This window comes from Ralstonia sp. 110700041-2, assembly GCF_056280165.1.
In genome coordinates this window covers 61998-82454 of sequence record NZ_JBSFAI010000008.1, presented here as the reverse complement: position 1 = coordinate 82454, position 20457 = coordinate 61998, and the positions used below count along the sequence as shown (strand labels likewise).

General features: G+C 63.9%; 18 protein-coding genes. 9 read left to right on the top strand and 9 right to left on the bottom strand.

The genetic code is table 11. The features are described 5' to 3' along the window. The 7 genes from ACUXH0_RS13550 to ACUXH0_RS13520 all read right to left on the bottom strand — a co-directional run bounded on the left by ACUXH0_RS13550 (nt 1) and on the right by ACUXH0_RS13520 (nt 6850). Nucleotides 1–897, bottom strand: a complete 897-nt coding sequence (locus ACUXH0_RS13550) for an AAA family ATPase (protein WP_012435501.1) — start codon at nt 895–897, stop codon at nt 1–3. A 20-nt stretch (nt 898–917) separates the two neighbouring features. Then, a complete protein-coding gene (locus tag ACUXH0_RS13545; protein WP_012435502.1) occupies nt 918–1724 on the bottom strand; it encodes an FAD binding domain-containing protein in 807 nt (268 codons plus the stop codon). Between the two features lie 14 nt (nt 1725–1738). Continuing rightward, nucleotides 1739–4117, bottom strand: a complete 2379-nt coding sequence (locus ACUXH0_RS13540) for a xanthine dehydrogenase family protein molybdopterin-binding subunit (protein ID WP_004626811.1) — start codon at nt 4115–4117, stop codon at nt 1739–1741. Between the two features lie 19 nt (nt 4118–4136). Further along, on the bottom strand, nt 4137–4664 hold the full coding sequence (locus tag ACUXH0_RS13535) for a (2Fe-2S)-binding protein (protein ID WP_004626813.1): 528 nt from the start codon (nt 4662–4664) through the stop codon (nt 4137–4139). A 369-nt stretch (nt 4665–5033) separates the two neighbouring features. Next, nucleotides 5034–5210, bottom strand: a complete 177-nt coding sequence (locus ACUXH0_RS13530) for a hypothetical protein (protein ID WP_004626815.1) — start codon at nt 5208–5210, stop codon at nt 5034–5036. Between the two features lie 162 nt (nt 5211–5372). Beyond that, nucleotides 5373–5852: a CreA family protein gene (locus ACUXH0_RS13525; protein ID WP_004626818.1), complete on the bottom strand. Its 480-nt coding sequence runs from the start codon at nt 5850–5852 to the stop codon at nt 5373–5375. 32 nt (nt 5853–5884) lie between these two features. Further along, complete coding sequence (locus tag ACUXH0_RS13520; protein WP_024541686.1) at nt 5885–6850, bottom strand: LysR family transcriptional regulator; 966 nt, start codon at nt 6848–6850, stop codon at nt 5885–5887. 64 nt (nt 6851–6914) lie between these two features. On the opposite strand from ACUXH0_RS13520, the gene ACUXH0_RS13515 reads away from it, so the two are divergent. Further along, the gene (locus tag ACUXH0_RS13515) at nt 6915–8468 is read left to right on the top strand and encodes an MFS transporter (RefSeq protein ID WP_004626822.1); all 1554 of its coding nucleotides are present in this window, start codon (nt 6915–6917) and stop codon (nt 8466–8468) included. 273 nt (nt 8469–8741) lie between these two features. On the opposite strand, the gene ACUXH0_RS13510 is transcribed toward ACUXH0_RS13515, so the two are convergent. Beyond that, nucleotides 8742–11777: a transglycosylase domain-containing protein gene (locus ACUXH0_RS13510; protein WP_310735967.1), complete on the bottom strand. Its 3036-nt coding sequence runs from the start codon at nt 11775–11777 to the stop codon at nt 8742–8744. Nucleotides 11778–11880: 103 nt separating this feature from the next. Further along, nucleotides 11881–12792 (bottom strand): LysR family transcriptional regulator, encoded by a 912-nt coding sequence (locus ACUXH0_RS13505; protein ID WP_012435506.1) that lies wholly within the window; start codon nt 12790–12792, stop codon nt 11881–11883. Nucleotides 12793–12903: 111 nt separating this feature from the next. Here ACUXH0_RS13505 and ACUXH0_RS13500 point away from each other — a divergent pair, with 111 nt between their 5' ends. From ACUXH0_RS13500 to ACUXH0_RS13465, 8 genes are all read left to right on the top strand, one after another. Continuing rightward, a complete protein-coding gene (locus ACUXH0_RS13500) occupies nt 12904–14013 on the top strand; it encodes a muconate/chloromuconate family cycloisomerase (protein ID WP_004626829.1) in 1110 nt (369 codons plus the stop codon). Nucleotides 14014–14049: 36 nt separating this feature from the next. Then, nucleotides 14050–14340: a muconolactone Delta-isomerase gene (gene catC / locus ACUXH0_RS13495; RefSeq protein ID WP_004626833.1), complete on the top strand. Its 291-nt coding sequence runs from the start codon at nt 14050–14052 to the stop codon at nt 14338–14340. Nucleotides 14341–14375: 35 nt separating this feature from the next. Beyond that, nucleotides 14376–15311 carry a catechol 1,2-dioxygenase gene (gene catA, locus ACUXH0_RS13490; RefSeq protein WP_004626834.1) on the top strand — a complete coding sequence of 312 codons (936 nt, stop codon included), beginning with the start codon at nt 14376–14378 and terminating at the stop codon, nt 15309–15311. A gap of 28 nt (nt 15312–15339) precedes the next feature. Further along, nucleotides 15340–16698, top strand: a complete 1359-nt coding sequence (locus ACUXH0_RS13485) for an SRPBCC family protein (protein ID WP_004626836.1) — start codon at nt 15340–15342, stop codon at nt 16696–16698. Further along, on the top strand, nt 16695–17183 hold the full coding sequence (gene benB / locus ACUXH0_RS13480; protein ID WP_004626838.1) for a benzoate 1,2-dioxygenase small subunit: 489 nt from the start codon (nt 16695–16697) through the stop codon (nt 17181–17183). The genes ACUXH0_RS13485 and benB overlap by 4 nt, the downstream gene beginning before the upstream one ends. Nucleotides 17184–17218: 35 nt before the next feature. Beyond that, entirely contained in the window at nt 17219–18247 is a 1029-nt protein-coding gene (benC, locus tag ACUXH0_RS13475; RefSeq protein WP_012435509.1) for a benzoate 1,2-dioxygenase electron transfer component BenC, read from the top strand. Continuing rightward, a complete protein-coding gene (locus ACUXH0_RS13470) occupies nt 18244–19026 on the top strand; it encodes a 1,6-dihydroxycyclohexa-2,4-diene-1-carboxylate dehydrogenase (RefSeq protein ID WP_182594150.1) in 783 nt (260 codons plus the stop codon). The genes benC and ACUXH0_RS13470 overlap by 4 nt, the downstream gene beginning before the upstream one ends. 100 nt (nt 19027–19126) lie before the next feature. Beyond that, entirely contained in the window at nt 19127–20446 is a 1320-nt protein-coding gene (locus tag ACUXH0_RS13465; protein WP_004626844.1) for an MFS transporter, read from the top strand. Nucleotides 20447–20457 lie beyond the last annotated feature (11 nt).

Genomic DNA, 20457 nt, shown 5'->3' with positions numbered 1-20457 from the left:
TTACTCCGGCAGCGCGGGCGCCGCCAGCAGTTGCTCGATGGTCGGCATATCGACGCGGGCTAGGTCGTCCTGGTACTTGAGCAGTACGCCCAGCGTGTCTTGCACGGACTGGGGATCAAGCTCCGTCACGTTCAGCGCCGCCAATGCACGGCACCAGTCGATGGCTTCGGCAATGCCCGGGGCCTTGAACAGGTCGATGCCGCGCAGACGGTGCACAAAATCGACCGCGCGCTGCTGCAGGCGGGCAGCCGTCTCGGGCGCGCGCTGCGCCACGATCTGCAGCTCCCGTGCCTTGTCGGGGTAGCCAATCCATTGATACAGGCAGCGCCGCTTGAGCGCGTCGTGCACCTCGCGCGTGCGGTTGGACGTCATGATGACGAGCGGAATCACCTGCGCGCGCACCGTGCCGAATTCGGGAATCGACACCTGGAAGTCGGACAGCAGCTCCAGCAAAAACGCTTCGAACGGTTCGTCCGCGCGGTCGATCTCATCGATCAAAAGAACGCGCGGTGTGTCGGGATGGAGCGGGTCGGGCAGCAGCGCCTGCAGCAGCGGGCGCTTGAGGAGGAATTCGTCGCGGTAGAGGGTGTCGGCGCGGGGTTTTTCGCCGGCCGCTTCGGCCAGGCGCAGCGCCATGATCTGACGCGGATAGTCCCATTCGTAGAGCGCGCTGGCGGTGTCGAGCCCCTCGTAACATTGCAGCCGCAGCAGCGACGTGCCGAGCAGGCCAGCCGCCGCCTTCGCCAGCTCGGTCTTGCCGACGCCGGGCTCGCCTTCCAGAAACAGCGGCCGCTGCATGCGCAACGCGAGGAACAGGGCCGTGGCCAGCTCGCGGCTGGCGAAATAGCCCTGACCTTGCAGTTGCGCGATGCAGTCGTCGATGGAATCGACTGGCATGCCGTTCCTTGGGCGTGCGCTCAATGGTGGTGCGCCAATGCCTGTTCGACCGCGCGCGCCGTCAATACCGGAATGAGGTGCGCCCGGTATTCCGGCGAGGCATGCAGATCGCCCACCAGATCGTCGGCGGGCACCACCACCTTGCGTGCGGCTTCCGATGTAAAGCTGGCTGCCAGCGCCTGCTCCAGGGGCGTGCAACGGAACACGGACGGCGCCGCGCCCGTCACCGCCACACGCACGTTGTTGCCCTTGCGGCTGATGAACACGCCCACCAGCGCAAAGCGCGACGCCGGATTGCGGAATTTCACGTAGGCCGCCTGGTCCGGCACGGGAAACTGCACCTCGGTGATGAGTTCATCCGCAGCCAGCGCGGTCTCATACATGCCGAGGAAGAAATCGTCCGCCGCGATGTTGCGCCGTTCGGTGACGACGGTGGCGTTCAGCCCGAGCACGGCGGCCGGGTAGCACGCCGCCGGGTCGTTGTTGGCAAGCGACCCGCCGAGCGTGCCCATGGCGCGCACCTGCCTGTCACCGATGCCGCCGGCCAGTTCGCCCAGCGCGGGCAGCATGCGGGCGATCTCCGCGCTGTCTGCCACATCGGCATGGCGTGTGGCCGCGCCCACCGTAATCACGCCGGGCTGTGTGCGAATGCCCGACATGCCCGGAATGCGCGTGACATCCACCAGCGTTGAGGGCTGTGCCAACCGCAGTTTCATCGCTGCCAGCAGGCTCTGGCCGCCGCCGAGGTATTTGGCGTCGGTGTGCGTTTTCAGTGCGGTGACGGCGGTCTGGGCGTCGGTGGCTTTCTGGTACTCGAAGTCGTACATGGTTCGCTCCTTGCCTAGGCCTTGGCCGCTTGAATGGTTTGCCAGACCCGATGCGGTGTCGCTGGCATCTGGATGTCCTTCACGCCCAACGGCGCAAGCGCGTCGACGATGGCGTTGATCAGGGCCGGCGGCGAGCCGATCGCGCCGGCCTCGCCACAGCCTTTGACGCCCAGCGGGTTGTGCGTGCACGGCGTGCCCTTGGCGGTTTCCACCGTGAAGCTGGGCAGGTCGTTGGCGCGCGGCATGGCGTAGTCCATGTACGAGCCCGTCAGCAGCTGGCCATTTTCGTCGTACACGCACGCCTCGAGCAGCGCCTGGCCGATGCCCTGGCCAAGCCCGCCGTGCACCTGGCCCTCGACGATCATCGGGTTGATGATGTTGCCGAAGTCATCCACCGCCACGAAGCGGTCGATGTGCACCTCGCCAGTGTCGGGATCGACTTCCACTTCGCAGATGTACGCGCCGGCGGGGTAGGTGAAGTTGGTCGGATCGTAGAAGGCGTTTTCGTCCAGCCCAGGTTCGAGCTTGTCGAGCGGATAGTTGTGCGGTACGTACGCCGTAAGCGCGACTTCGCCAAAGGTCTTGGTGCGGTCCGTGCCGGCCACGCGGAAGACGCCGTCCTTGAACTCGATGTCCTCCGCCGACGCCTCCAGCAAATGCGCGGCGATCTTCTTGGCCTTGGCCTCGATCTTGTCGAGTGCCTTCATGATGGCCGAGCCGCCCACGGCAATCGAGCGCGAGCCGTATGTGCCCATGCCAAACGGGATGCGCCCGGTGTCGCCGTGCACGATCTCGATGTTGTCGATGGGCACGCCCAGACGATCGGCCACCACTTGCGCGAACGTCGTCTCATGGCCCTGGCCGTGGCTGTGCGAGCCGGTGAAGACCGTGACGGAGCCTGTCGGATGGACGCGAATTTCGCCGGCCTCAAACAGGCCAGCCCGCGCGCCCAGTGCCCCAGCGATGTTCGACGGCGCCAGTCCGCACGCTTCGATGTAGCAGGAATAGCCCAAGCCGCGCAGCCGGCCCTTGGCGCGCGAAGCGTCGCGTCGGGCGGCAAAACCCTTCACGTCGGCCAGTTCGATGGCGCGGTCGAGGCACGGCTCGTAGTCGCCCGTGTCGTACGTCAGCCCCACCGGCGTGGCATACGGGAACGTGCGGATGAAGTTGCGGCGGCGCAGTTCCGCCGGGTCGACCTGCAGTTCGCGCGCGGCCGTTTCCACGAGGCGCTCCACCACATACGTTGCTTCCGGCCGGCCGGCACCGCGATACGCATCGACGGGCGCGGTGTTCGTGAACACCGCTTTCACTTCGGCATAGATGGCCGGCGTTTTGTACTGGCCGGCCAGCAACGTCGCATACAGGATGGTCGGCACGCTGCTGGCAAACGTCGACAGATACGCGCCCATGTTGGCCGTCGTATGCACGCGCATGGCGAGGAAATTGCCCTGCGCATCGAGCGCCAGTTCGGCATGCGTGACGTGGTCGCGGCCATGCGCGTCGGTCAGGAAGGATTCGGAGCGCTCGGCCGTCCACTTGATCGGCCGGCCAACTTTTTTCGATGCCCACGTGAGCGCCACGTCTTCCGGGTACAGGAAGATCTTCGAGCCGAACCCGCCGCCCACATCCGGCGCAATCACGCGCACCTTGGCTTCGGTCAGGCCCAGCACGAACGCCGACATCAACAGGCGTTCCACGTGCGGGTTCTGGTTGGCGACGTAGAGCGTGTAGCTGTCGTCCTGGCGCGAATAGCTGGCGTTGACGGCGCGTGGCTCAATCGCATTCGGGATCAGCCGATTGTTGACGATATCGAGGTGCGTCACGTGCGCGGCCTTGGCAAACGCCGCGTCAGTGGCGGCCTTGTCGCCGTGGCCCCAGGTGTAGCAGGTGTTGTTCGGTACGTCGTCGTGGACAGCGGTGCCGGCAGTATCTGCGGTGGCGGTGTCCACCACGGCGGGCAGTTCGTCGTATTCGACGTCGATCATCTCGACGGCGTCCTTGGCGATCTTCACCGATTCCGCCACCACCAGCGCAACCTGGTCGCCCACATGGCGCACCTTGCCTTGCGCGAGCACGGGGTGGGGCGGCTCCTTCATCGGTGTGCCGTCAATGCTGTGGATGAGCCAGCCGCACGGCAGGCCATTGACCTTGTCGGCAGCCAGGTCGTCGCCCGTCAGCACGGCCAGCACGCCCGGATGGTTGCGTGCGGCATCCGTGTTGATGTGCTTGATACGGGCATGCGCATACGGCGAGCGCAGGAACACCGCGTAGGACTGGTGCGCCTGCACGACGTCGTCCGTGTATTGCCCGGCGCCCGTCAGGAAGCGGAAGTCTTCCTTGCGCTTGACGGACGCGCCAATCAGGTGGTTGTTGGGTTCTGCGGGAGCGTTCATGGTGGTCTCCTCGCTGGGGTCAGGCGGCGTGGGCCCGCGCCGCGGCCAGGCTTTGCAGCGAGGCATCGTCGCCCTGGGCTTCGGCCATGGCTTCGGCTCCGTGCATGACGGCGCGCACGATGTTGTGATAACCCGTGCAGCGGCACAGGTTGCCGTCGAGCTGCTCGCGCACCGTGTGCTCGTCGGGATGCGGGTGTTGCGCAACCAGCGCCGTGGCCGCCATCACCATGCCCGGGGTACAGAAGCCGCATTGCAGGCCATGGCATTGGCGAAAGGCTTCCTGCATCGGGTGCAGCGCACCATCTTTCGACAGGCCTTCAATGGTTGTCACCTCGGCGCCGTCGGCCTGCACGGCCAGGATGTTGCAGGACTTCACCGCCCGCCCGTTCATATGCACGGTGCAGGCACCGCATTGCGCCGTATCGCAGCCGACGTGCGTGCCGGTCAGGCGAAGGTGCTCGCGCAACAATTGAACTAGCAGGGTATGGGGTTCGACACTGACGGTGACAGGCGCACCGTTGACCGACAGCTTGAGGCTGATCGCCATGGGAGTCTCCTTGGGGGATGGGCGCCGGGTGCCATGCTGTGCGTCTTCGTGGCTGGGAAGATGCACGCGTGGTCTCGATATGGGTGGTCGCGGCTCTACTCAGTAAAGCACAGGCGAACGAGAAGACAACTGCGGCGCGGTGAGCCGGTCGGGGGAGACAGGGCGATGCTGTGGCATGCAACAACCCAGACAAATGCCGCAGAAATGACAAAGGGCCGGAAACCGGCCCTCGATTGGCACCAGGCGGTCATGACCTGGCGGGTGTGGCGGCGGGTGTGATGACACACGGCCGGCGCACGGTGCTACTGAGACTGCGGGTACTGCATACAGCTAACTCGGGCACACGCCCATCAACAATAGCGCGGCGGGTTAGGCCTTGGCAGTGCGGTGCGTGCCGAACAGGTTCGCGATTGCCGAGAAGAACTGGGCGAACGAGAACGATTGGCCGCTCGGACGGCGATAGAAGTAGATACCTTCGGACATTTCGCGCTCGATCAGTTCGCGTTCGAGTTGATCGGTCAGCTTCAGGTCGTTCGTGTTTTGCATGATTGGCCTCTTAGGGAAATCCCGGTTAGGGAATACCCTGACTATACACCAGATGATGCAATGCACCATACGTAGGCTTACGTATGCACCCTTTCTGCGCTGTCTACCGTTGCTCGGCCACCACGCTTGCGTTGCCTCGCACCAATGTGGTGCTGCCATCGCTTACTTGACTGGAATCGGCTGGCTGGCGGGAATCGGCACCGCCGTCACGCTGTTCTTCGGGCTGCCCGATATGACCTTGTCCGAATACGTCAGATAGACCAGCACATTGCGCTTGCGGTCCACCGTGCGCACCACGTGCAGCGTCTTGAAGACGAGCGACAGGCGCTGCGTGAACATGTCGTCCTGCTGCGGCAGCGGCTTGACGAAGCTGATCTCGCCGACCTGGCGGCAGGCCACGGCGGCTTCGCTCACGTCTTCGGCCACGCCCAGCGAGCCCTTGATGCCGCCGGTGCGCGCCCTCGAGACATAACAGGTCACGCCCTGAACGAGCGGGTCATCAAAGGCTTCGATGACGATCTTGTCGGAGCCCGTAATACGGAAATTGGTGCTGACGCTGCCGATGTCTTCGGCGCGGGAGCAGCCAACGGTGGTCAGAGCGAGCGCGACAATCAAGATGGGGAGTTTGGTGAACGGGCGCATGGTTTTGCGGAGATCAAGGGAGGATTGAACAGTCAGAGCAGCGACTCGGGCGGCCAGGACGCGGCGGCTTCGTCTACGAACGTGGGCCGCATGTCGGTGTGTTGGCGGGAATGCTCTATACGGCGGTGAAGGGCGTCCATGAAGACCTTGACCTTGGCTGGCATCAGGCGGCGGCCCGGGAAGACGGCGTACACGCGCATGGGCGGAGATTGGAATCCCGTCAGCACCTCCTGCAGCGCGCCCGAAGCCATCAGGTCGGTGGCAAACACGGAGGTGATGCGGGCGACACCCAGGCCAGCAATGGCCGCCTGCATGCGCAGTTCGCTATTGGAGGTGCGCATGCGGAAGTCGAGCGGCAGGTTGATCGTCTCGCCGCCAGGCGTGCGGAATTGCCATTCGGTTTCGTTCGAGGTACCGAGGCAGGGCCAGTCGGCGAGTTGGTCCGGGTGGGTGAGCGGCCCGAGGCGCTCCAGCAGTTGCGGGGCGACGACCACGGCGCGCCGCAAATCGAAGACGCGCTGCGCGACGAGGCCGGAATCGGGCAGCGGCCCGCGCGGCACGGTCAGCATGATGTCGTAGCCCTGGGCGAGCGGGTCGATCTGGCGTGGTGCCACGTCCACTTCGATGCGTAAGCCAGTGTGCTCGCGCATGACTTCCAGCACCACCTCGGCGAGCTGCTTGGCGGCAAATTCGTACGGCATGGCAATGCGCAACGTGCCGGCGGGCGACTGGAACGTCGCTGCGGCGTCTTCCGAAACTTCGCGCAGCCGCTGGAACAATGGGCCTGCGTCGCGCAGCAGGGCTTCGCCGGCATCGGTCAGGCGCAGGCGGCGCGTACTGCGCTCGAAAAGGCGTGCGCCCATCTTGCCTTCCAGCCGCGACACCGCCGTGCTGACCGACGATTTGGGCAACCCCAGCCGCTCCGCCGCGCGCGTAAAGCTGCCGAGCGTGGCCACGGTGCAAAAAGTGTCCCAGTCGTTCCAGTCCGTCGTTCGCATCATTGAACAATGAATTTGTTGGCAGGCGATTTCCGCCGGTTTCGAGGCAAATTACCATCCCTGCATGAACACGCCAAGCACAGACCACACGGTTTCTCCGCCGCCCGCAGTGCGCAACCCGGTTGCCGAATCGACCGTCGGCAGCCGGATGGAATTGCGCATGGTAGGCATGGTGATCGGCTTGGCGACGGGCGTGGACTACATGTCCAACCTGATGTTCTCAATTGCCGGACCGCATATCGAAGGCGGGGTGCTGGCGTCCCAGGATGTCTATCTCTGGGCCGTGACGGCGTATGCAGCAGCGGCAAGTCTGTCGATTCTGGTGATGGGCCGGCTGGCCGACCACATGACCTACCGCAGGCACACGCTACTGTCGCTGCTGGTGTTTATTGTCGGCACGCTGATGTGCGCGGCGGCCGAGGGCGGAACGATGCTGATCGTCGGGCGGGCGGTGCAGGGGTTTGGCGGCGGCCCGATGCTGTCCACGTCGCGCATCTTCGTGCAGCACAGCCCCGCGCACGAACGCCGCACGATGATGAAGGGCATGATCTACGGCATCTTCGGGCTGAGCTGCGTGTCGCCGATGCTGTCGGCGGCGCTGACGGAGCAATTCGGCTGGCGCGCCATCTTCGTCGCGCAGTTGCTGGTGGCCGTGGTGGTATGCGGGCTGGTGGCGGCGTTTTATCCGCATCCGAAGATGCACGAGCGCCAGGGCGATTTCGCCTCGCTCGATTGGCCCTCAGCCATCGCATTTGGGCTGGCGGCGCTGATTGCGCTGCACGGCTTTCAGCAGGCCCGCTTCATTCATCCTGATGGTTCGCCTGCCCAGGTGGTGCCGATCATTGCGGTGGTGGCACTCATCATCTGGGTCGGCATTCGCCAGACGGCCCACCCATTGCCGTGGGTGGACTTGCGGGCCACGCTGCAGCGGCGCTTCATGATGGGCATGGTGTTCTACGCCATCTATTACATGTTTGCGAGCGCCTGGGGCTTTCTTTCGTCGAGCCTGCTGCAGAACGGTCTGGGCTTTCGCTACGAGACCACCGCGCAGTTGATGAGCCTGGGCGGGCTGGTGACGGTGGTGCTCGGCATCCTGAACTTTCAATTGACGAACGTGTTGCCGACCAAGCGCGTGCTGATCTCCATCGGCTTTGTGCTGATGGCGACAGCTCTGCTGTGGATGTCGCATGTGGCCATGCCAGGCGCCTCGGTGGCGGCGGTGGTGCCGGGCTTCATGATCGAAGGCATGGTGGGGGTCTTTGTGGTGATCCAGGTAGCGGGGCTGACCTACGTGGATTTGCCGGCCAAGGATTTCGGCCATGCCTACCAGTTCAAGGGAATCATGCGGGCTTGGGCGCAGGCCTTTGGGACGATGGGGGCAACATTGTTGCTGCAGCGCGGACAGGCGCAGCATCGCACCGATCTGGTGGGGCACGTCAGCGCGCTGACGCCGGCCTGGCAGTGGCCGCATCCGTTGCAGGGGTCGGAGTTGATGCGGCTCTCGTTGGAGATTGATCGGCAGGCGACGTTGCTGGCGGTGGGGGATTTGTTCGCCTGGGGCGCGGTGGTGGCGTTGGTTTGCGCGGGGGCGATCTGGTTGCAGCGGTCGTTGCGGTGAGGGTGCTGTGGGCCGGGTGTTTCGTCCCCTGGCGGGGCCGACTTACTTTCTTTGTCTTGCCAAAGAAAGGTAAGCAAAGAAAGGCGCGCCCGATGCGGCGACTTCCTCTTTGGATTTCTGTCGCGGGGAGGGAAGGGAGGCAAACTCGCTGCGCTCAGACAAGCCTCCTTCCTTTTTCCTCCCTGCAACAGAAATTCAAGGCGCCATCTAGGGCAGGGTACGGCCACACCGTCTGGCGGCCTGCGTTGTCGCCGTCGGTTGTGCCGACTTTGCTCAATCCAGCTTCTGTTCCGGCGCCGTGGCCTGCGGCATTTTGCAGTTGAAGGCTGGCGCCTCGTCTTGCAGGTCCAGGTGGTTCATCAGCGTGGGCGCCAGGACCTTGAGCACTTGCACCGTCAGGGCGCTGGTGAATTTGTACTTGGCCGCGTCTGCGCCGGCTACGTAGGCGACGACGGTGCCGAAGTAGCGGTCTCCCAGATAGAAGACGAACGCGCCGGAGCGGCTGACGACCCGCTCGGAGATAAGGCCGCCGCCGCGGCTGAAGGTTTTGAAGCGGTTGTCGCCGGTACCGGTCTTGCCGCCGATGGCGATGGGTTTGCCGTTCTTGTCGATGAACGTGCCGGAGATACGCTTGGCGGTGCCGCCTTCGACGACGCCGGCCAGCGCGGATTTGACCAAGGGTGGAATCTCGGGCGGCAGCACGCGTTCTCCGGCGTTGGGGTCGCGGCAGAGCATGACTTCGTAAGGCGTGTCGGCGGCGAAGCGCAGCCGGTCGATGCGTACGCTGGGCAGGCGGATGCCGTCGTTTTCGAGAATGCCCATCAGCTCTGCCAGCGAAGCCGGGCGATCTGCCGATGCGCCGATGGCGGTTCCGTATGACGGCACCAGCGATTCAAACGGATACCCCAGCCGCTTCCACATCGCGTGAATCTGCTGGAACGCCTCGATCTCCAGCATCTGCTTGATGCGCTTGTCTTGCGCGGCCTTGCGGTGCGATTGCAGCAGCCATTTATAGACGGACAGGCGCTCATCTGCGCTTGCCTCGTTCACCTGCGTGAGCGTGGCTTGAGGATGGGTCCGCAGATACGCCACCAGCCACAGCTCCAGCGGATGCAGCCGGGCAATGTAGCCGCGGTCGGCCAGGTCGAAGCGTTGGACGGAATACTTCTCATACAGGTTGGTGAGTTCGGCCTCATCGAGCTTCGCGCCTGGCAGGTAGCTGCGGATGAATGCAGCGAGTTTTCCTGGTCCGGCCTCCGGGTCGATGCTGCGGTAGATGGTAGCCAGCCGCACCGGCGTGGCGCGCGTGCTTTGCACCAGGATGGCTTCACGCTCCCGGTCGGTCTTGCCTTTGTACTTGGTATAGAAGCGGCCCATGAAGAGCTTGCCTTCGCGGTCGGCAAAGCGTTGCAGGTAGACCTGTCGCTGTGGGGAATCGGGGTTGGTCAACGCCTCGGCGCCCGCATTGGGCAACTGGTGCTGAAAGTAGCGCGAGATGTCGCGCATGATCCGGACGAAGACGAGGTTGACGGAGTGCTTGAGCCCCTCGCGCACCGTGAAGTTCTGGGTGCCCTCCCATTTCTCGAAGTTTTCGAAACTCTGCATGCCGCCGCCGGTGGCAAACCACTCGCCGGCGTTGCCGGAGTATTTGCGCTCCATCGATGCATCGAGCATCGCCGCGAGCGACCGGTCTTGCGTATGGGCGAGGTAGTCGACAGCCCAGCGCTCGATCGGGTTCTGCACGGGAATGTTGACCTTGCGCAGCGCCGCCACAGGTTGATCGGCGTAGCGCTTTTGCAACTCGGCCACGATCTGAAGGTACGTCACCAGCGTGCGCAGCTTGGCCGTTGAGCCCAGATCCAGCTTGACGCCCTCGTTGATATCGAACGGCTTGTCGAACGTATCGGCTTGCACCAGCACGCGGTTGCCGCCCTGCGCGCGTTCGTAGAGCGTGAAGCTGTAGGTCACGCCGCCCGGGTCGCCGCGCTCCAGCATCTTGTCGCCGACGAGGCCGGCGGCCTTGGCGCGGGCCGGGTCGCGCAGCTTGCGCAGCTCAGATGAGACATCGCGCTGCAACGGCGCGTCCAGCGTGCTGCTTGCGGTCAGGTCGAGCCGGTCGAGCGCATACATGCGCGAGATGCCAAGCATGCCCGCCAGGTTCACGCGTACGGCGTTCGTGCCTTTATGCTCCAGCGGCGGGGGCGGCACGCGCGTGTTCAGCGCCTGCTGCTTGAGCGACTGCGCAATCGCCGCATCGCGCAGCGCGGGCGGAATCACGCCGGACGCGGCCAGCACGCGCAGGTAGGCGTTGGTCAACGTCTCCAGCTCATCCAGGTTCTCAAGGTAATACGACGGCCGCCGCTGCGAGACCAGCAGGCTCAACGCTTCCTTGTAGGCCAGCGCACGGTCTGCGAGCGGCGCGGCCGACTGGGCCGCGAGCAATGCATTTACCTGGGCGAAGTCGCGTCCGTACCAGACCCACAGCGCATCGCCAATCCCCTGAATCTCGCCAAAGCCGGCGCGTGCGCCCAGTGGCACGGTGTTCAGGTAATCGACCGCGAGTTGGTGGCGCGCTGCAGTGGTGTCTTCGCCGTTCAGGTAAGCGCGGGCGGATGCGGAGAACATTTGCCGCAGCTTTTCGCTGGGCGATTCGGTGCGGCCTTCGGGCGAGTGGCGGTACTTCTCGATTTGCGTGGCGAGCGTGCTACCGCCCGGCGATTCATGCGCCGGGTCGACCGCGTGAAGGGCACGGTCCCAGACGGCGCGCGCGAGACGCGACCACTCCACGGCCGGGTTGCGCTTGGGGTATTCGGTCTGCAGCAGCGTGCGGTTTTCAATCGCCAGCAGCGAGTTGACGAGCAGCGGCGGCACCGACGCGAAACTGTCATACACGCGTTCGGGGTGCCGCACGCGGTAGATCGGGCGGCCATCGTCATCGAGCAATTCCAGGCCAGCCTGGTCCTTCTCGCGATAGGGCGGATTCATGCCGCTGTCCATGCGCGCGACCATCTCCTTGGATGGCATGGCCTGCTGGGCGACGATATAGCCGCGCGAGCGCAGGCGGTCCAGAAAGGTGGGGAGATCGTGATAGCCGAGCCGCAGGTCGTAGGGGCCGGAGTTTGGATAGCGGGCCGAATTGTTCGGCCCGGGCTTCATGGGAAAGGTTTGCGACTTCGCCAGTTGCGCGAAGTAGCGGGCTTGCCAGGCGGAGGTGCGGAATTCGTGCGCGACAAGCAAGGCGGCCATCGCAAGCACCAGCGCCACGACGACGACCAATTTGATGATGATGGGGCGGCGTATTCTTTTCACTCGCTTGCGCTCCAATCGCAGGCGAACGGGCGCCTTGCTTCAATCTAGCCCATGCGGCCGTCGTGTCCAGCGGCTTGTAACTTGGGAGCCGCCATTGCAAGCCTTACGAGGGCACGTAATACGGGATTTTCTGCTCGTCGTACAACCGATACGTCAGCGCCAGCATGGCCTGGATGTCTTCAGACTCATCGAGCAGCCGCGCGCTGAAGATAATGGGCGAGACCAATTGCGGATCGTCGAGTTCCATGTAGCAGACATCTTCGCGCCGCAGGCCCGCCACACTGCGCGGCACCACCGATACCCCTTCGCCTGCGGCGACCAACCCCAAGGCAATTTGCAATTCCCGTGCCTCGTAGATCTTGCTGGGTTCCAGCGCGCGATCGTGGAAGAGGGCGAGCACCTGATCGGCATAGCTCGGACGCGGTGTGCGCGGGTAAATGATGAGCGTGTCGCCGACAAGGTCGCGCAGGGATGCGGTTGTCCTGCCGTCCAGCAGCGCATGGCCGGACGGCAGCGCGACGATCAGCCGTTCATCGCGCAGGAGGATGCGTCGCACGTTTGGATCTTCATAGCGTATGCGCCCAAACCCGACATCGATGCGGCCGTCCTTGAGCGCCTGGATCTGGTCCATGGTCGTCATCTCGTGCATGGTCAGATCGACCATCGGGTACTCCGCGCGAAAGCGCCGGATGACCTTCGGCAGCATCCCATACAGCGTTGATGCCACGAAGCCGATGGACAGGCGCCGCTCGATCTGGCCGACGCGCTGTGTCATCGAGGCGAGTTCGGCCGTCTGCGCGAGCAGTTGCCGCGCGTGCGCGTGAAAGAAGCGGCCGGCTTCGGTCAGCTTGAGCGGGCGGCTGCCGCGCTCGAACAACAGCACGCCGACTTCCTCTTCCAACTGCTGAATCTGCCGCGAGAGCGGCGGCTGCGCGATGTGCAGCCGTTCAGCGGCACGGGTGAAATTCAGCTCTTCAGCGACGGCAACGAAGTAGCGAAGGTGGCGTAGCTCCATTCTTATACCTCTGGAGTATGAAACTGATACTAAATCAGTGTTGGACGTGACAATTCGCGCTGCGTAATCTGGTTCCCACGTTGATAGCAGTTCTTCTGATACCTGGAAAACATGATTCGCTCGATCGAGGCAATTCTAGTGGATGTGCCCACCATCCGTCCGCACAAACTGTCCGTCGCCACCATGCACACGCAGACGCTCGTCCTCGTGCGAGTGTGCTGCGAAGACGGCATCGAAGGCTGGGGCGAGGCCACCACTATTGGCGGCCTCAACTACGGCGAAGAGAGCCCCGAGAGCATCAAGGTCAACATCGACACGCACATCGCGCCGCTGCTGATCGGCATGGAGGCGCGCAATGTGGCGGCAGCCATGGCTCGCGTGCGCAAGACCATCCAGGGCAACCGCTTTGCCAAGTGCGCGCTGGAAACAGCGCTGCTGGACGCGCAGGCCCGCCGGCTTGGTGTGCCGCTGTCAGAACTGCTGGGCGGCCGGCTACGCGATGCGCTGCCGGTGGCCTGGACGCTCGCCAGTGGCGACACGAAGAAGGACATTGCCGAGGCAGAAGCGATGCTGGCTGAGCGCCGCCACCGCATCTTCAAGCTGAAGATCGGCTTGCGCCCGGTAGCAGACGATGTGGCCCATGTACTGGCCATCAAACGGGCGCTGGGCGATGCCGTGAGCGTGCGCGTGGACGTCAATCAGGCCTGGAGCGAGCTCGACGCCGCCAATGGCATCGCCGCGTTGCAGGCCGGCGGCATCGACCTGATCGAGCAACCGGTGCGCGCAGAAAACCGCGCCGCGCTGGAGCGCCTCGCCCGCCAGTTCGCCGTGCCGATGATGGCCGATGAGGCACTGCACGGTCCGCTGGATGCCTTCGAACTGGCGTGCAGCGCGAGCGCCGACGTCTTTGCCGTGAAGATCGCGCAGTCCGGCGGGTTGGTTCCGGCCATGCAGGTCGCCGCCATCGCGCAGCTTGCGGGCATCAGCCTCTACGGCGGAACTATGCTGGAAGGGGCAGTCGGCACAGCAGCGTCGGCCCACGTGTTTTCCACCTTTGGCGAGCTGCAGTTCGGCACCGAGCTGTTCGGCCCCTTGTTGCTCACGCAAGAACTGCTGACCGAGCCGCTGCAATACCGCGACTTCATGTTGCAGGTGCCGACCGGCCCCGGCCTGGGCATCGAGATCGATCGCGACAAGCTGGCGCGCCTGCGCCGCCAATAACAACCGCCTTACCAAGACACCGCCAAGGAGACCACGATGCTGTTCCACGTCCGCATGGATGTCCGCCTGCCGGCCGACATGCCCGCCGATGTCGCCAACGAGATCAAGGCGCGCGAAAAGGCCTACTCGCAAGATCTGCAGCGCAGCGGCAAGTGGCGCCACATCTGGCGCTTGGTTGGCGAGTACGCGAACTACAGCGTCTTCGACGTGCAGAGCAATGCTGAACTGCACGACATCCTGACGGCGCTGCCGCTGTTTCCGTACATGGAGATTTCCGTGACACCGCTGTGCCGTCATCCGTCGTCAGTTCACAGCGACGACGCTTGAGACATTCCCTAGAAAACCACGTGGAGACACCCATCATGAACGTGCGCGTATTCCAAACGAAAGAAGTGCAGGACCTGCTGAAGGCCGCTACCAACCTGGATGGCAACGAAGGTAACGCCCGCCTGAAGCAGATCACCCACCGCTTGCTGGCGGACCTGTTCAAGGCCATCGACGATCTCGACATCACGCCGGATGAAGTCTGGGCCGGCATCAACTATCTGAACAAGCTTGGCCAGGACGGAGAGGCTGCATTGCTGGCTGCCGGCGTGGGCCTGGAGAAGTATCTCGACATCCGCATGGACGCCGCCGACGAGGCGCTTGGTCTCAATGGCGGGACGCCTCGCACGATCGAAGGCCCGCTGTACGTGGCGGGCGCAACGGTGCGCGATGGCGTGTCCCGCATCGACGTTGATCCGGACCCCGCCGCAGGCCCGTTGATCATTCACGGCACGGTAACCGGCCAGGACGGCAAGCCGGTCGCCGGCGCCTTGGTCGAGTGCTGGCATGCGAATTCGAACGGCTTCTACTCGCACTTTGACCCGACCGGCGAGCAGAGCCCGTTCAACCTGCGCGGCGCGGTCCGGACCGGTGCCGACGGCAAATACGAATTCCGCACGCTCATGCCCGTGGGCTACGGCTGCCCGCCAGAGGGTGCGACCCAGCAACTGCTGAACGGACTGGCCCGCCATGGCAACCGGCCGGCGCACGTGCACTTCTTCGTCACGAGCGATGGCCACCGCAAGCTGACGACGCAATTCAACATCGAAGGCGACCCGCTGATCTGGGACGACTTTGCCTACGCCACCCGTGAAGAACTGATTCCGCACGTGGTTGAGAAAACCGGCGGCGCCGCATTCGACCTGAAGACCGATGCGTACAAGGACATCGAATTCAACGTCGTGCTGACGCCGCTGGTGCAGGGCAAGGACAACCAGCGCGTGAACCGCCTGCGTGCTTCGGCCGAGGCCTGAGACCCAAGACCTCAACGTGGAGAAGACAATGTCCGCCTTGATCGACAAAGCCAACGAACTGGATCACCTGCTCTCAACCGCGGTGGTGGATGACGAAGAGGCGGGCATCTTCCGCTGCCGCCGAGACATCTTCACCAACCCCGATCTGTTCGAACTGGAGATGAAGCACATCTTCGAGAACAACTGGGTGTATCTCGCGCACGAAAGCCAGATTCCGAACAACAACGATTACTACACCACGTGGATCGGTCGCCAGCCGATCGTCATCACCCGCGACAAGACGGGTGAGCTGAACGCGGTCATCAACGCCTGCGCACACAAGGGCGCGATGCTCTGCCGTCGGAAGCACGGCAACAAGGGCAGCTTCACGTGCCCGTTCCACGGCTGGACGTTCTCCAACACCGGCAAGCTGCTCAAGGTGAAGGACGAGAAGACCACCGAGTATCCGGTGCAGTTCAACACGCACGGGTCGCACGATCTGAAAAAGGTCGCGCGGTTCGAGAACTATCGCGGCTTCCTGTTCGGCAGCCTCAACGCCGATGTGCAACCGCTCGAAACCTACCTGGGCGAAGCGCGCGTGATCATCGACCAGATCGTCGACCAAGCGCCCGAAGGCCTGGAATTGCTGCGCGGCAACTCCACGTACGTCTATGACGGCAACTGGAAGATGCAGATGGAGAACGGCTGCGACGGCTACCACGTCAGCACCGTGCACTGGAACTACGCCGCAACGATGGGCCGGCGCAAGGAAGGTGGCACCCAGGCCGTGGATGCGAACAGCTGGAGCAAGTCGGTGGCGGGCGTCTACGGGTTCGAGCATGGCCACATCCTGCTGTGGACCAGGACGATGAACCCGGAAGTGCGGCCCGTCTATGCGCACCGTGACGAAATCAAGGCGCGCGTAGGCGACATCAAAGCGGACTTCATCGTCAACCAGACCCGCAACCTGTGCCTGTATCCGAACGTGTTCCTGATGGATCAGTTCAGCACGCAGATTCGCGTGGTACGCCCGATCAGTGTCGACAAGACCGAGGTCTCGATCTTCTGTTTCGCGCCGAAGGGCGAGAGCGCGACCGACCGCGCAACGCGCATCCGCCAGTACGAGGATTTCTTCAACGTCACCGGCATGGGCACCGCCGACGACCTCGAAGAGTTCCGCGCCTGCCAGAACGGCTATGCCGGCACCACTGCGCTGTGGAACGACCTGTCGCGCGGCGCACCGCTGTGGGTGCACGGCCCCGACGAGAACGCCACCAAGATGGGCCTGAAGCCGCTTATCTCGGGTGAACGCAGTGAAGACGAGGGGCTGTTCGTCTGCCAGCACGAATATTGGGTACAAGTCATGCGCGAGGCTCTGAAGAAAGAAAGCGAAGGAGTGGCGGCATGAGCTCCAATTACCACAACATCTGCGCGGCTCTGTACCGTGAAGCGCGGCTGCTCGACGACCGCCAGTGGGACGCTTGGCTGGAGTGCTACGCGGAGGACGTCACCTACTGGATGCCGGCATGGGATGACGATGACCAGCTGACCGACGACCCGCAAAGCCAGATCTCGCTGATGTACTACGCCAATCGCTGCGGGCTGGAGGATCGCGTCTTCCGTATCAAGACCGAGCGCAGCGGCGCGTCCACGCCGGAACCGCGAACCAGCCACACCGTCACCAACGTGGAAGTCCTGGCCGAACGCGGCGATGAAGTCGACGTGCGCTACAACTTTCACACACTCAGCCACCGATACAAAACCACCGATCACTTCTTCGGCACGATGTTCGTCACCCTGCGCCGCGCCGGCGAAGGTTTCCTGATCGCATCCAAGAAGATCGTCCTGAAGAACGACTACATCCGGCAGGTGCTCGACGTCTATCACGTCTGACGAGCACACCCGTATCCAAGGCAGTGAGGTATTCCATGTCCAGTTTCACAGTCGCATTGAACTTCGAAGACGGCGTGACCCGCTTCATCGATTGCAAAGCGGGGGAGAAGGTGCTCGATGCCGCCTTCCGCGCCAAGATCAACCTGCCCATGGATTGCTCCGATGGCGTCTGCGGGACCTGCAAGTGCCGCGCCGAGAGCGGAACCTACGACCTTGGCGACGATTACATTGAAGACGCCCTGACCGAAGACGAGAAGAACACCGGCCTTGTGCTGACGTGCCAGATGGTGCCGCAAAGCGATTGCGTGATCGCGGTGCCGACCTCGTCGACCGCCTGCAAAACGGGGCAGAGCACGTTCGGCGCAACGGTGTCGAACGTCGAGTTGCACAACGATGCCGCCGTGGTGCTCGAGCTGGACGTGGATGCCACGGCGCCGGTGTTCCTGCCCGGCCAGTACGTCAACATCGGTGTGCCGGGAAGCGGCCAGCACCGCTCGTATTCGTTCTCCTCAGCGCCCGGTGAAACGAAGATCAGCTTTCTGATCAAGAAGATTCCCGGCGGCGTGATGAGCACCTGGCTCGAAGCCGCAAAGCCGGGCGACAAGCTCGATCTGCAGGGGCCGCTGGGCAGCTTCTACCTGCGTGATGTGCAGCGGCCGCTGTTGTTCCTGGCCGGCGGCACCGGCCTTGCGCCGTTCCTGTCGATGCTCGAAGTGCTGGCGCGCAGCAACTCGCAGCAGCACGTGCATCTGATCTACGGCGTGACCCGTGATCTCGACCTGGTACAGGTCGACGCGATCGATGCCTATGTGGCGCGGTTGCCGAACTTCAGCTACGCCACCGTCGTCGCCGACGCCGCGTCGAATCATCCGCGCAAGGGTTGGGTGACGCAGCACATTCCGGCCAACGCACTGAACGATGGCGACGTGGATGTCTACCTGTGCGGTCCGCCGCCGATGGTAGACGCCGTGCGCAAGTACTTTGACGACCAAGGCGTGAAACCCAAGAGCTTCCACTACGAGAAGTTCACGCCCAATGCAGTACCGGAGGCGAAGGCGGCATGAGCACGCAACGATTTTCAGGCAAGGCCGTCGTGGTGACGGGCGCAGCGCAGGGCATCGGCCGTGGCGTGGCGGTGGCTGCGGCAGAAGAGGGGGCGCACGTGCTGCTGGTCGACCGCGCCGAACTCGTCCACGAAGTGCAGGCCGAGATTGCGGCAGCGGGCGGCCACGCCCGCGCCACCACGGCTGATCTCGAAACCTACGCCGGTGCCCAGCATGCCGTGCAGACTGCGCTTGGCGCGTTCGGCCGCATCGACGTGCTCATCAACAACGTCGGCGGCACCATCTGGGCCAAGCCGTATCAGCACTATGAAGAGGCGCAGATCGAGGCGGAGATCCGCCGTTCACTGTTTCCGACGCTGTGGTGCTGCCGCGCGGTGCTGCCGCACATGGTCGAGCGCAAGCAGGGCGTGATCGTGAACGTGTCGTCCATCGCTACACGCGGCATCTACCGGATTCCGTACTCGGCGGCCAAGGGCGGCGTCAATGCGCTCACCGCGAGTCTGGCGTTGGAACATGCGGACGACAACATTCGCGTCAACGCCGTCGCCACGGGCGGCACGGAGGCACCGCCGCGCAAGATCCCGCGCAACGCGGCGCCCATGTCGGAGCAGGAAACCGTCTGGTACCAGGGCATCGTCGACCAGACCCTCGCCAGCAGCCTGATGCACCGCTACGGCACGATCGACGAGCAGGTGCGGGCGATCCTGTTCCTCGCGTCAGATGAGGCCTCGTACATCACCGGGACGGTACTGCCCGTCGGCGGCGGAGACCTGGGTTGAAGGTTTGAAGCGCCAACAGAGCGCGCCATCAGTCGAAGAAGCCAACCCAGCATAAGAAAGGCGCTCACGCCTTCAAAAAAAACCCCAAAGGAGACCACCCATGCGTCAGATTGACCTGCACGCAGTGGCCGACCACGCCCGGTTCGGCCGCTTCCATGCCATCACACTGTTCTGGTGCGCGCTCATCATCATCTTTGACGGCTACGACCTTGCCATCGCGGGCATTGCACTGCCGTCCATCATGAAGGACATGGGCGTCACGCCCACCAGCGCCGGCTTCATGGTCAGCGCGGCACTGTTCGGCATGATGTTCGGCGCGATCTTTCTGGGCACGATTGCGGATCGTATCGGCCGCCGCTGGGCGATTGCCGTGTGCATCGTGCTGTTCAGCGTCTTTACGGCGGCAGCGGGTTTCTCCACGGACCCGGTCACCTTCAGCGTGACGCGTTTCCTGGCGGGCCTCGGTATCGGCGGTGTGATGCCGAACGTCGTGGCGCAGATGACGGAGTACTCGCCGCGCCGGGCGCGCAGCACCCTCGTCACGCTCATGTTCAGCGGCTATTCAGTGGGCGGCATGCTGGCGGCGCTGCTGGGCAAGGGTCTGCTGGAACACTACGGCTGGCAATCGGTGTTCATCGCGGCTGTGTTGCCCGTGCTGCTGGTGCCGGCGATCCTGCGCTGGATGCCGGAATCGATGCCGTTCCTGCTGCGCACCGGCAAGCTCGATGCGGTGCGTGACATCGTGCGCCGGCTCAACCCAAACGATGCGCCTCAGCCAGGCGACACCTTCATCCTGCCCGAAGCCGATCGCGGCAACGAAGCGCCGCTGGGCAGGCTGTTCCAGGACGGACGCGGCTTCAGCACGGCGATGTTCTGGATTGCCTTCTTCATGTGCCTGTTCATGGTTTACGCGCTCAGCTCGTGGCTTACCAAGCTGATGGCGTCGGCGGGCTACAGCCTGGGTTCGGCGCTCACCTTTGTGCTGGTGCTGAACTTCGGGGCCATGCTCGGCGCCATCGGCGGCGGCTGGCTGGCTGATCGCTTCAACATCAAATACGTGCTGATGGCCATGTATGCGCTGGCGGCGGTGTCGATCGCATTGCTCGGCATCAAGACTTCAACCGAGGCGCTGTACGTGCTGGTGGCCGTGGCCGGCGGCTGCACCATCGGCACGCAGATCGTGACGTACGCCTATGCCGGGCAGTTCTATCCGATGAGCATCCGCTCCACGGGCATCGGCTGGGCATCGGGCGTCGGGCGCAGCGGGGCCATCCTCGCTCCCATCGTCATCGGCATGCTGGTGGGGATGGCGCTACCGCTGCACCACAATTTCTTCGCCATGGCTGTGCCGGCGGTGATTGCGACGATTGCCGTGGCGTTCATCAACCACCAGCGGTCGGCCTCGGTCATCGCGCGCTGATCTGCCACCAG